Origin of the sequence: Dyella sp. RRB7, from assembly GCF_022761115.1 — a bacterium.
In the GTDB taxonomy this organism is placed as follows: domain Bacteria; phylum Pseudomonadota; class Gammaproteobacteria; order Xanthomonadales; family Rhodanobacteraceae; genus Dyella.
In genome coordinates this window covers 162,796-175,652 of sequence record NZ_JAKWJS010000006.1, presented here as the reverse complement: position 1 = coordinate 175,652, position 12,857 = coordinate 162,796, and the positions used below count along the sequence as shown (strand labels likewise).

Annotated in this window: 9 protein-coding genes; 4 read left to right on the top strand and 5 right to left on the bottom strand. The window is 65.6% G+C overall.

Annotation, left to right across the window (positions count from 1 at the left end; all coding sequences use genetic code 11):
* Nucleotides 1-285: 285 nt before the first annotated feature.
* Complete coding sequence (locus tag MJ606_RS14550; protein WP_243050257.1) at nucleotides 286-2,742, bottom strand: glycoside hydrolase family 3 protein; 2,457 nt, start codon at nucleotides 2,740-2,742, stop codon at nucleotides 286-288.
* Between the two features lie 305 nt (nucleotides 2,743-3,047).
* Nucleotides 3,048-4,061: a LacI family DNA-binding transcriptional regulator gene (locus MJ606_RS14545; RefSeq protein WP_243050256.1), complete on the bottom strand. Its 1,014-nt coding sequence runs from the start codon at nucleotides 4,059-4,061 to the stop codon at nucleotides 3,048-3,050.
* A 378-nt stretch (nucleotides 4,062-4,439) separates the two neighbouring features.
* Here MJ606_RS14545 and MJ606_RS14540 point away from each other — a divergent pair, with 378 nt between their 5' ends.
* Complete coding sequence (locus MJ606_RS14540; protein WP_243050255.1) at nucleotides 4,440-5,189, top strand: hypothetical protein; 750 nt, start codon at nucleotides 4,440-4,442, stop codon at nucleotides 5,187-5,189.
* Between the two features lie 48 nt (nucleotides 5,190-5,237).
* On the opposite strand, the gene MJ606_RS14535 is transcribed toward MJ606_RS14540, so the two are convergent.
* Together MJ606_RS14535 and MJ606_RS14530 are read right to left on the bottom strand one after the other, a co-directional pair.
* Complete coding sequence (locus MJ606_RS14535; RefSeq protein WP_243050254.1) at nucleotides 5,238-5,408, bottom strand: hypothetical protein; 171 nt, start codon at nucleotides 5,406-5,408, stop codon at nucleotides 5,238-5,240.
* 136 nt (nucleotides 5,409-5,544) lie between these two features.
* Nucleotides 5,545-6,912, bottom strand: a complete 1,368-nt coding sequence (locus MJ606_RS14530; protein WP_243050253.1) for a formimidoylglutamate deiminase — start codon at nucleotides 6,910-6,912, stop codon at nucleotides 5,545-5,547.
* A gap of 82 nt (nucleotides 6,913-6,994) precedes the next feature.
* On the opposite strand from MJ606_RS14530, the gene MJ606_RS14525 reads away from it, so the two are divergent.
* From MJ606_RS14525 to hutI, 3 genes are read left to right on the top strand one after another with little or no spacing between them, the layout of a single operon-like run.
* Nucleotides 6,995-8,569, top strand: coding sequence for a carbon-nitrogen hydrolase family protein (locus tag MJ606_RS14525; RefSeq protein ID WP_243050252.1), 1,575 nt, complete (start codon nucleotides 6,995-6,997; stop codon nucleotides 8,567-8,569).
* A gap of 47 nt (nucleotides 8,570-8,616) precedes the next feature.
* Nucleotides 8,617-10,050, top strand: a complete 1,434-nt coding sequence (locus MJ606_RS14520) for a chloride channel protein (RefSeq protein ID WP_243050370.1) — start codon at nucleotides 8,617-8,619, stop codon at nucleotides 10,048-10,050.
* Nucleotides 10,047-11,282: an imidazolonepropionase gene (gene hutI, locus MJ606_RS14515; protein WP_243050251.1), complete on the top strand. Its 1,236-nt coding sequence runs from the start codon at nucleotides 10,047-10,049 to the stop codon at nucleotides 11,280-11,282. The genes MJ606_RS14520 and hutI overlap by 4 nt, the downstream gene beginning before the upstream one ends.
* Before the next feature lie 143 nt (nucleotides 11,283-11,425).
* Here the strand turns inward: hutI and MJ606_RS14510 are convergent, their stop codons facing one another.
* Nucleotides 11,426-12,838, bottom strand: a complete 1,413-nt coding sequence (locus MJ606_RS14510) for an aldehyde dehydrogenase family protein (protein ID WP_243050250.1) — start codon at nucleotides 12,836-12,838, stop codon at nucleotides 11,426-11,428.
* Nucleotides 12,839-12,857 lie beyond the last annotated feature (19 nt).

Here is a 12,857-nt window from a genome sequence, read left to right as displayed (position 1 = left end):
GCAGAAGCTTGACGCGTGGCAGCACGCCAAGGCGATGGAAAAAACCGTTGATACAGCTGGTGCGGAGAGGTTTCGACGACTATCTGCACGAGCATTTATGGTGCAGAGCAAATAGCCGTTTCGCCGTCCGATAGCGCGAGCGCAGCGACCATCCACCGGACCCGCGATACCGACAGGCACGCCGGTGAAACCTGCTGCCCATCCCATGAGCCGTACAAACCGGCCATCCCCGTGACATTCATGGATGTCCTCCCCGACCGCCCAGCAACTTGCGCCGCGCACAGGCTATTTGGCGCAGTCGATAACCTGGTCCACGTCCGTGCCCAACGCGACGCGATGGATCGCCAACACATCGCCGTTGCCTGCTCCCAGGACAAACGGCTGGTCGATGTGATGCATGTCCGCACCCGCCGCCCGGAAACACTTGAGCGGCACGCCAACACGCACCCACTGCCCCGGCGCCAACTTGGCCAGTTGTGCGCCAATGGCGACATGTCCCTGGCAATGCCCGCCGCATTCCATGCCAATCCACGCCTGCGCTGTCGGCAGCGCATCCACGCGCAACGTCGTCACCAGCAGCACATCGCCATTGGTTTCACGATCGAGATCGATCGGCGATTGCGCATGGATGGCGAGTTCGGCACTGTCCTTGTTCCAGCTGAAGCGGCGCGCATCTTCCTGTGCCTTGTAGTCGAGCGCGGTCATGCGCAAGCTGCCGTCCGCGGTCTCGGCGGGCGACACATCCGCCGAAACGGCAGTACCCGTACCACCCGCCAGGGTAAAGGTGTAACCGTGCACGGCCTTGCCGCGCTCCAGGTAGTTGCCTACCGGAACCTGCACGCCGCTGATCCCCGATGCCTCGGGCAGCGTCGGCACGTCCGCGTGATCGGCATAAGTCAGGCCGTAGCCGAGCGGAAACTGCGCCGGCCCATCGCCCGCGACGGCCGAGCGTGGCCACGCATAGGCCAGCTTGCCGTGAAAGTCATGACCGATGCGTCCGTCACGCGTACGCAGCAATACGTCGGCCACGCCGCCACCTTCGCTGCCCGGAAGCCACGCTGCGACAAACGCGTCGGCGGCATTGATCTCGCGATTCACCCAAAGCGGACGACCGCTGAGAAACACCGCCACCACCGGAATGCCCTGGCCATGCAGCTGCCTGATCAGCTCCAGGTCGTGGTCATCGCCAGGGCGATACATCAGGTTGGGAATATCACCCTGGAATTCGGCATACGGATCTTCGCCAAACACCACCACGGCCACGTCGGGCTTGCGGGTGTAGTGGCCGTCCGCCGCGATCTCCGTGGTGCCGCCCGCCGCCCTTACCTGCTCGGCCAGGCCTGCGCCGATCGACTGCGCGCCGGGGAAATTCTCGTTCTTCAAACCCGCGCCTTGCCAGGTCAGGGTCCAGCCGCCGCTCTGGCGGGAAATATTGTCCGCACCATCACCGGCCACCAGGATGTGCTGGCGCGGATCGATCGGCAGCACGCCACCGTTGTTCTTCAGCAACACCAGCGTTTCGCGCACGGCGCGCCGTGCAATGGCGCGGTGCGCCGGGCTGCCGACCACTTCGGTCGATTTCATGGCAAGCGGCAGCGTGGAGGGCGCGCCCTGCCCGAACAGGCCGGCGCGAATCTTCACGCGCAGGATGCGCGCCACCGCATCATCCAGCCGGGACTGAGAGATAAGCCCCGATTTCACCTCCGCAAGCGTGTGCTCGTACAAGCCACGCCAGCTGTCCGGCCCCATCAGCATGTCGAGACCGGCATTGATCGCCGCCGGGCAATCGTCGTTGCTGCAACCCGGAACCTGGCCGTGGGCGTTCCAGTCGCCGACCACGATGCCCTGGAAGTCCAGGCGCCCCTTGAGCACATCGGTCAGCAGGCCCTTGTTGGCATGCATCTTCTCGCCGTTCCAGCTGGAAAACGACGCCATCACCGTCTGCACGCCCGCCTCGATCGCCGGCGGATAGCCGGCAGCGTGCACGCTGCGCAAGGTCGCTTCGCTGATCTGCGCATCGCCCTGATCCTTGCCGTTCTTCGTACCGCCATCGGCGACAAAGTGCTTGGCCGTGGCGACGACATGCGAACTGTCGAGGAACTCCGCGCTGCCCACCTTGCCCTGCAGGCCCTCCACCATCGCCGCGCCATACTGCGCGACCAATTGCGGGTCCTGCGAGTAGCCTTCGTACGAGCGCCCCCAACGCACGTCCTGCGGTACGGCCACGGTAGGCGCGAAGGTCCAGTTGAGGCCGGTAGCCCGCACTTCGGCGGCGGTTGCCGCACCGATCTCGCGTATCAGCTCGGGATCGTGGGCGGAGCCCAGGGCGGAGTTCTGCGGAAACAGCGTGGCACCGACCACATTGTTGTGCCCATGCACGGCGTCGATGCCGAACAGCAAGGGAATGGCGACGTGGCCACCCGAGGTATCCATCGACGCGCGATAGAACGCATCGGCCAGCTCCTTCCACTGCTCGGCATTGGCCAGCAGCGCACCATGAGGCTTGGAGTTGCCACCAGCGAGAATCGAACCGAGCCGGTATTTGCGCACGTCATCGGGCGTGACGCTGAGGATATCGGCCTGGATCAACTGGCCCACCTTCTCTTCCACCGTCATCCTCGCCATCAACGAGGCGACGCGCTGTTCCAGTGCGGCGTCCTTCGGCAATGGCCAGGTGGCGCGCGGCCACTGCCCGGGATGCACGGTCGCGGCCTCATCGGCCCATGCTTGGCCGCTTTGCATGCAGGCCAATGCCATGGCCAGGACTGTCGGGGCACAACGCAAACGGCGAACGGTCGCCAGCACGGCTCTCTCCATCAGGCTTAAGGGGTGGCCCCCTCGGAGCCGGTGCTGGCAGACTGACAGAAATGACAGCGCTGTCAATTTGCGGCGCAACAATGCCGACCGCCCTCATATACCTATTTCCATCAATGACTTAATCCAAACATGGCCGGCAGGGGCGGCAGTCGAATCTCGATGGAAGATGGAGGTGATTGGCCGCGATTTGTGGCGTGATCGCCAGGTTGCCGCCTCTCAACACCACCCCATCAAGGGGCAACCGAAGTCGACTCCCTCAATTCCAGCGAATAAGGCACCTGCACCAGCAACCCCGTACCACGCCCACGCAGCTTCTCCATCAACTGCAACGCCGCAAGCTTCCCCATCTCGCGGCTCGGCTGCCGCACCGTGGTCAATGGGGGCCACAACTGGGTTGCCAGCGGCGTGTCGTCAAAGCCGCACACCGACAGATCGCGCGGCACTTTCAAGCCACGCTCGTTCGCGGCCCACATCACGCCTGCCGCCATATCGTCGTTGGCGGCGAAGATCGCGGTGGGACACACCGGCAGTGCGAAAAGCTGCCGCGCCGCCATCACGCCGGAGCCGAAGGTGAATTCGCCCTGCACCACGTAGTCGGGATCGTTGGGCAACCCGGCAGTGGCCAGCGCTTCCTTGTAGCCGGCCAGTCGCCAGCGACTGGCGCCATGGTTGGCGATGCCGACGATGTGGGCAATGCGCCGATGCCCCAGTTCGATGAGATGGGTGACCAGGGCCTTGGCCGCCTGCTGTTCGTCCATGCACACCCCTATGGTGCCCTCGCGATGGAGCGGCGAGATGCTGGCATGTGGCACACCGTGCTCCTGCAGGCGTTTCAGCAGCGCCGGGTAGTCGGTGAGTGGCGGCGTCACGATCACGCCATCGATGTGGTGATCGGACACCAGCGCGTCGACGCGCCGGATGAAGTCCTGTCCCCGCATGCGCAGCGGGCACGCCATCATGCTGTAGCGGTGGGCATCGCAGGCATCCAGCACGCCGTCCTGGATCTCGGCAAGGTAGGTCGATGCGGGATTGTTGTTGTTGTCGTACAACATGGCCACCAGGAACGAACGGCTGCCCGCCAGCCCGCGTGCGGATGGGCTTGGCCGATAGTTCATCGACTCCATGGCGGCCAGCACGCGCTGGCGCGTGGAATCCTTGACCGAGGACTCTTCGTTCAAGACACGGGAAACCGTCTTAGGCGAGACGCCCGTCGCGCGTGCTACATCTTCCAGGCGGACCCGCATGATTTCTCCCGGCATCAAAGTGCTGCGGGTGACTATGCCTCTCGCGCCCGGCGCTTTACAAGAAGCGGCGCCGGTTGACCGGATACCGCTGATTCCGCCGCAGGTCGAGCACCGCTGCGGGCAGCCCGCACTCCGTCGGCGGAGGGAGACAGGCGTATACTCGCCCTCGTCGGACCATGTCCGTGCAAGCAGGTATGTGCGATGCCTGGCAACGTGCATCTCGGCCTTGGCTGGATCGTTTGCTTGGCCGTAAGCCCAAGCTACGGGTTTGCGGCCGGCCAGCACGTCGATATGCCCGCAGCGGCCGCGACAGCGCCACCCGCTGAGCTACCGGCAGCGCCCCCGCCCTCCGTTGCGCCCGACGACCCGGTGCACCGCATGCTTTTGCAAAAGCTGGCGCCTCGCCCCCTGCCTACATCGTCATCCACCCTCGTCACGCGGCTGCTTGAGTCGAGCGGAAGCGATTTGGACGCGCCCACGTTGCCGGATTTACCGTCACCGCCGAACGGCCAGAGCATGGACACGGAGGCGTTAGCGCAACAGCGGCTCCTTCAGCCTGCGCTGCGGCACGCAACGACGACCGAGAACCCAATCCTTGCCGACAACGCGTTGATACACCTACAAACGCCTCCGCCGCCGGGTCACTGGGCCGCGCTACAATCCTCGCTGAGGCGTCGCCTCGCCCCGGACTGCGTCAAACCCGCGGATCATCACCCGGCACCCTATGTCGCACTGGCAAAAAATACCGGCCTGACCGGAAGCACTGAGGTGGCGGCTTACAAGACTTGGGCGCTGATGAATCAACCCAACGCGAGCGATACGGTGAAGACACAGCTGCAGCGATGGGGCGTCACCGACGCTTATGTCGAGCGAGGCGCCACGCAATTTGATGCCTTCCGCGAAGCGCCTGTCGCACGCAACGCAGTCGTCGGCATCGCGGGATTCGCGGCCTTCTACAACATCGCAGCATGGATGGATGCGGGGTCGCTCGCCGACGCATGCGCCGACCAAGAGGGTTGGGCATTTCTGCGCCATGGCAAACCCTTCAGGCTCTGGATGGGCATCCTGGGGCTGGTGCTGGCCATAGCGGTCTATTCATTGCTGAAAAAGGCAGGTGTCTTCCGCTAGTGCGCTGCGGGGCGCCGGAGTGCACGCTACGCAGCGTTGCCACTTGCATCACGCACGCCAATGCCCGGATACCCACACGCTGCCTGGCGCCCAATAACCGGGCACCCACGCGCGTGCTGCGTAGTGCGGCCGCGGTGCCACGACAACGCAGCCCGTCAGCGAAAGGCTGGCGCTGAACATGACGGCGAGGCCAAGACCGATCAGCATGAGTCGACGCATAACGCTCTCCTGAAGTAGTGGGACTTGTCCCGGAGAACGCCAGCCGCGATGGCCCGATGACGATCGGGACCGGCACACGATGGCTACGGTTCATGCCATTGGCAGCCGCCATTCATGTTGCGATCGAACGTGGGCGTCAATGCTGCGCCAGTCGCTCCATGGTGGAACGATAGCGTGCAGCAATGCGGTCCTCGTCGCGATGGGTGAAGTCGCGCACCACCCACTGGCCGCCCACCATCACGTCACGTACCAGCGGTACGTTGCCGGCGAACAGGAAACTATCGATCACCGACGCTTCGTCACGCGCCGCCAGCAGCGGCGCGCGATCGTCCAGCACCAGCAGGTCGGCGCGTGCGCCGGCGCGAAGCTCGCCGACCGGCAGCCCCGCAGCAAGCGCACCACCACGCAAGGCCGCTGGCCACAAGGTTTCGCCCACGCTGTCGCCCTGGTGTCGCGCGGCGATATTGCGGTGCCGTGTCGACAGGCGCTGGCCGTATTCGAGCCAGCGCAACTCCTCTACCGGCGACACGGAGATGTGCGAGTCCGAACCGATACCGAGCGTGCCATGCGCATCCAGGTAATCGGCCAGCGGAAACAATCCGTCGCCCAGGTTGGCTTCGGTGGTGGGGCACACGCCGGCCACCGCGCCGCTGCGGGCAAGCCGCGAGGTCTCATGCGGGCTCAGGTGGGTGGCATGCACCAATGTCCAGCGTGCATCCACCTCGGCGTGATCGAGCAACCATTCGACTGGACGCGCGCGACGGGTGGCCAGGCAGTCCTGCACTTCGCCGAGCTGCTCGGCGATATGGATATGGATGGGGCCGTGCCTGGTGGTGTCGTCGGCCAGCACTTCGCGCAAAGCGTCTTCCGGTACCGCGCGCAGCGAGTGCAGGGCCATGCCTACGCGCAGGCTGTCGCTTTCGTGCGCGCGCAGCGTTTCGAGCAAGCGCAGGTAGGACGGCACGTCATGACCAAAGCGGCGTTGACGAACCGTCAGCGGTCGCCCGTCGAAGCCGCCACTCATGTAGAGCACCGGCAGCAGGGTAAGCGTGATGCCTGCTTCGCGAGCGGCCTCGATCAGCGCCAGCGACATGGCTTCGGGTTGTGCGTAAGGCGTGCCGTCCGGCTGGTGGTGCAGGTAATGGAACTCGCACACCTGGGTATAGCCGCTCTTGAGCATCTCCACGTAGAGCTGGGCGGCAATCGCCTGCAGTTCGTCCGGACCGATCGCCGCGGCGAACGCATACATGGTCTCGCGCCAGGTCCAGAAGCTGTCGTCGCTGCGCCCCTTGCGCTCGGCCAGCCCGGCCATCGCGCGCTGGAAGGCATGGGAATGCAGGTTCGGCATGCCCGGCAGCACCCAGTGCCCCAGCCGCTCGCCTTCGCCGCCCGACAGGCCGGTGATCTGCCCACCGTCGTCGATCAGCAGGCCGCCATCACGGGTCCAGCCGTGCACGGTCCAGAGGCGGTCTGCGGTGTACCTGGTCGGAATGGTGATGCCCATCGGCCTGCTCCCCGGGAAATGTGTTCGAGTTTACCCGGCCCGCCGGCCCGCGTCGTTCAGTCCGCTGCTGCATAATGCGCGGATGGCCAAGAAGACCCCGGAAGACGCTCCCAAACTGCTCGTGCGCCAGGCGAGGCCGGCGGACGTGCCCGCACTGGTCGAACTGACCGCCCGCGTCTACACGCCCGAGTGGGGTCACTCGGCGGAAATGCTGCGCTCCCAGCAAACGCATTTCCCCGAGGGCCAGTTCGTGGTCGAGTACGAAGGCCGGATCGTGGGGTATTGCGCCACCTTCCGCATCGACGAAGCCACGGCCCTGGCGCCACATACCTGGATGCAGATCACCGGCGGCGGCATGGGCTCGCGCCACAAGCCCGACGGCAACTGGCTGTACGGCATGGAAGTGGTGGTACATCCGGACTACCGCAACATGCGCATCGGCCAGCGCCTGTACCATGCCCGCAAGCGCTTGTGCACGGACCTGAAGCTGCGCGGCATCGTGTTCGGTGGACGCATTCCCGGCCTGGCGCGCAACCTGCATCGCTATGGCAGCGCCGATGCCTATGTGCAGGCCGTGGTGGAAGGCAAGCGCCGTGACCTTACCCTGAGCTTCCAGCTCAGCAACGATTTCGAGGTGATCGGCCTGCTGCGCGGCTATGTGCCGTCCGACTATGAGTCGCTGGGCTATGCCGCGCACCTGGTGTGGCGCAATCCGGAACTGCTCAATCAACCGGACATCCCGTCGATTCCCTCGACCCAGCGCCTGCCCGACATGGTGCGCGTCGCCTCGGTGCAATACCTGCAGCGACGTATCCGTTCGTTCGAGGAGTTCGCCACGCAGGTGGAGTATTTCACCGATATCGCCGCCGACTACAACGCCGATTTCGTCACCTTCCCCGAGCTCATCACGCTGCAATTGCTGTCGATCGAGAACGAGGAACTGTCGCCAGTCGACTCGATCCGCAAGCTCAGCCAGTACACGCCGCAGGTGAAGGCGCTTTTCAGCCATCTGGCCGTGCACTACAACATCAACATCATCGCCGGCTCGCACCCGACCGAGCAGGCCAACGGCGACATCCACAACGTCTGCTACGTGTGCCTGCGCGACGGCTCGATCCACGAGCAGGAAAAGATCCACCCCACGCCGAGCGAGCGCACGGTGTGGAACATCACCGGCGGCGACAGCGCGGCGACCATCCCCACCGACTGCGGCCCCATCGGCGTGATGATCTGCTACGACTCCGAATTCCCCGAGGTGGCGCGGCACCTGGTGGATCAGGGCGCGCTGATCCTGTTCGTGCCGTTCTGCACCGATGTGCGCGAGGGTTACCTGCGCGTGCGCTACTGCTCGCAGGCCCGCGCCATCGAAAACCAGTGCTACGTGGTGCTGTCAGGCAATGTGGGCAACCTGCCCGGCGTCAACAATTTCGACATCCAGTACGGCCAGAGCTGCATCCTTACGCCGAGCGATTTCCCGTTCGCGCGCGATGGCATCGCCGCCGACTCCACCCCGAACATCGAAACCGTGCTATTCGCTGATCTCCACCTCGGCAGCCTCGCCCGCGCCCGCAATGCCGGCGCCGTGCAAAACCTCAAGGATCGTCGCTTCGATCTTTACGAGACGCGCTGGACGCGCAAATCCGAGGCGACCTCGTGAGCCCAGCGGAAGAAGGCGGTAGCAAGACATCCGCGACCTCGGGCCGGCTGCAGCGGCTCGCCGATTCGGAGCTGTTCTCGCCCGTGCAATGGCGCCGTCGCGTGCTGTTCTGGAGCGGCGCGGTGCTGGTGGGCCTGGCCGCGGTGGGCTTCGCACAGGCGGCCGACTATGTGTTCGGCATCTTTCGCGGGGTGGTGGCGCACAACCGCTTCTGGGCGTTCCTGATCACGCCGTTCACCTTCGCCGTGCTGGCGTGGCTGACCCAGGGCGCACTCAAGCCGACGCGTGGCTCGGGTATTCCGCAGGCCATCGCCGCACTCAAGGTGGAAGACGAGAGCTTCCGCCAGAGCCTGCTCTCGCTGCGCGTGGCGATCGGCAAGATGGCGTTGACCTTGGCCGCCCTGCTCGGCGGCGCATCGGTGGGACGCGAAGGCCCCACCGTGCACGTCGGCGCCGGCCTGCTCTACTCGCTGGGCCGGCGCTTCGGCTTTGCCGACCCCGCCGCGGCCGGCCGCTTCATCCTGGCCGGCTCGGCGGCCGGGCTTGCCGCGGCATTCAACACGCCCTTGGCTGGCGTGGTGTTTGCCATCGAGGAAATGAGCGGCGCCTTCGAGCACCGCATGAGCGGCACCCTGCTCACCGCCGTGATCGTCTCCGGCGTGGTGTCGCTGGGCATCCTGGGCAACTACGCCTACTTCGGCCATTTCGACATCGGCCTCCCGCTGGGCAAGGCGTGGTGGGCGGTGTTGGCCACCGGCATCGTCTGCGGCCTCGCCGGCGGCCTGTTTGCGCGCTTGATCCTGCCCAGCGATGCCGGACTGCGCGGCATGGTCGGCCGCCTGCGTGCCCGCCAGCCGGTGGTGTTCGCGGCAGCGTGCGGGCTTGCCCTGGTGTTGCTCAGCCAGCTCACCCATACCGGCCTCTACGGCACCGGCTATGCGCAGGCCAAGGACATCCTGGAAGGCCATTCGGATACCGTTTCGGCTTTTGGCGTGCTGAAGTTCCTGGGCAACATCGCCTCGTACTGGGCCGGCATCCCGGGTGGCATCTTCTCGCCGGCGCTGGCGGTGGGTGCGGGCCTGGGCAACAACCTCAGCGCCATCCTGCCCGGCGTCGATCCCTCCGCCGTGGCGTTGCTGGCGATGGCCGCCTATCTGTCGGGCGTAACCCAGGCGCCGCTCACCGCCACCGTGATCTCGATGGAGCTCACCGCCAACCAGCAGATGGTGCTGCCGATCATGGCCACCTGCCTGCTGGCACGCGCGGCCTCGTCCATCCTCTCGCGCAAGCCGGTCTATCGCGCACTGGCCGACCGGCTGATCGAAGGTTACGAGCAGGAACTGGCTCGCCGCGCCGCCGAAACACCGAGCGAGGCCGACAAGGGCGACGACCTGGATGCCGCCACGGTGCAGGAACCACCGCCCATGGTGGAAGATCCCGCCACCCCGATTCCGCCCCCGCACGAACGTCCCGCGCCATGACCCGACATTGGGACCACCTGCTGCTCGATGCCACACTGGCGACCTTCACCGGCGACGTGCCTTATGGACTCATCGCCCACGGCGCCATCGCGCTGCACCGGGGGCGCATCGCCTGGGTCGGCCCACAAGGCGAGTTGCCCGCCGATGCGGTGGAACGGACGGCCCATGTCGACTATCTCGGCGGCGCATTGGTGACGCCAGGCCTGATCGACTGCCACACCCACCTGGTGTTTGGCGACAACCGCGCGCACGAGTTCGACCTGCGCCTCAACGGTGCCAGCTACGAGGAGATCGCCCGCGCCGGTGGCGGCATCGTCTCCACCGTGAAGGCCACCCGCGAAGCCAGCGAAGATGCCTTGTTCGCCCAGGCACTGCCGCGCGCGCAGGCGTTGCTGGCCGATGGCGTCACCACGCTGGAGATCAAATCCGGCTACGGGCTGGACCTGGACACCGAGCGACGCATGCTGCGCGTAGCGCGTCGCCTGGGCGAAGCGCTGGGCATCAGCGTGCGCACGACCTTTCTCGGCCTGCATGCGTTGCCGCCCGAATACCGCGACGATCGCGACGCCTATGTGGCACAGGTCTGCGATGACATGCTGCCCACGCTGGCCCACGAAGGCCTGGTCGATGCGGTGGACGCCTTCTGCGAAAGCATCGGGTTTACGCCCGCCGAAACCCGCCGCGTGTTCGAACGGGCCACGCAGCTGGGCCTGCCGGTGAAGCTCCATGCCGAGCAGCTGTCCGATCTCGACGGCGCGGCGCTGGTCGCGTCCTACCGTGGCCTGTCTGCCGATCATCTGGAACACCTCAGCGACAGCGGCATCCGCGCCATGGCCGCGGCCGGCACCGTCGCGGTGCTGCTGCCGGGCGCGTTCTATGCGCTGCGCGAAAGCAAGCTACCGCCGATCGCCGGACTGCGCGAACAACGTGTCGCCATGGCGGTGGCGACCGACTGCAACCCGGGCACCTCGCCCCTGCTTTCGCTGCGGCTGGCCGCCAGCATGGCTTGCACGCTGTTCCGCCTCACCCCGGAGGAAGCGCTGCGCGGCGTCACCGTGAACGCCGCCAAGGCGTTGGGATTGTCCGATCGAGGCACGCTCGCCATCGGCCAGCGCGCCGACCTGGCGGTGTGGCATGTGCGCGAGCCGGCCGAACTCTGCTACTGGATCGGCGGCAGCAACGTGTTGCGCGACGTTTTCCTCGGTGGCGCGCCATTGGCGCCGCAGGCCTGAGTACGCCCCAAGGCCGATCCCAGTGTCCCAGGGCATGAACATGCCTGCCGCCGATACCGTGGTTCACGACTGCTGCCACCAGGAGAGCCCGCGATAACGCAGGCTCTCCTCAAGCAGAACGCCGCGTCCGTGCGGATGCGACTCTATGCGGCCTTGTTCTTCGCGACGTTGATGATCTTGGACTGCGTGAATTCCTTCATGCCTTCCACGCCTTGCTCGCGGCCGATACCCGACTGCTTGGCGCCGCCGAACGGAATGTCGAACGGCATGTCGAGATGCTTGTTGACCCAGACGGTGCCGCTCTGGATGCGCATGGCGATTTCCTGGCCGCGCTCCGGATTGCTCGTCCAGATGCTGCCGCCCAGCCCGTATTCGCTGTCGTTGGCGCGTGCGATGACGTCGTCGATGGTGTCATAGGCAAGTACGGGGATGACCGGGCCGAACTGCTCTTCCTTCACCAGGCGAGCGTCATCGGGCAGGTCGCGCACGATGGTTGGTGCGATGAAATAACCATCGCGGTCGACCGCGCCACCACCATCCATCACCTTGCCCTTGCTGCGCGCGTCCTCGATCAGCGCCAGTACCTTGTCGTACTGCGCCTTGTTCTGCACGGGACCGATCTGCACGCCGGCGGCCAGGCCATTGTCGACCTTGGCGGCACGCGCCAGCCAGTTCAGTTCTTCGCAAAGCGCGTCGTACATCGCACGCGGTGCATAGATGCGTTTCGCTGCCATGCAAACCTGTCCGGCGTTGACCATGGATGCGGCGAACACTTTCGGGGCGACGTCCTTTACCTCGATGTCATCGAGGATGATGGCCACATCGTTGCCGCCCAGCTCCAGCGTCACGCGCTTCAACGTGCCGGCGGCGCTTTCCATCACGCGCTTGCCGGTGCCGGTGGAACCGGTGAAGCTCACCTTGGCGATATCGGGATGCCGGGTGATCGCCGCTCCGAGGTCGTTGGCGTCGATGATGACGTTGAGCACGCCGGGTGGCAGGATCGTCGCGGCGACCTCACCGAGCAACGCCGTGGTCAGCGGCGTCGACGGCGCGGGCTTGGCAATAAGCGTATTGCCCACGCTGAGCGCGGGGGCAAGCTTCATCATCAGCAGGATGACCGGGAAGTTCCACGGTGTAATCGCGGCGACGACACCCAGCGGCGTGCGCTGTTCGAGAATGCGCTCACCAGCGGTATCGCGGATGGTTTCCAGCGGGAGTTCGAGCGCGCCGAAGTAGCGCAGCGCGGCGATCGCACCGCCGATTTCAAAGCCGGCCTGATCGAGCGGCTTGCCCTGCTCACGCGTAAGCAGTTCGCAGAACTCCGCCTGGCGGGCCTGCATGGCATCGGCCAGCCTGTCGATATAGGCCTTGCGTTGCGCGTGGGTCAGCGCGGACCAGGCCGGAAAGGCTTTCTTCGCGGCGGCGATCGCCGCATTCAACTGCGCCTCGTCGGCACGCGCGCAGCTTGCGAATACCTTGCCGGTGGCCGGGTCGATGACGTCGAGAGTGGAAGCTCCATCGGTGAGCTTGCCGTCGATGAGAAGTCTGTAGCTCATGGCAATCCTTTGGCAATAC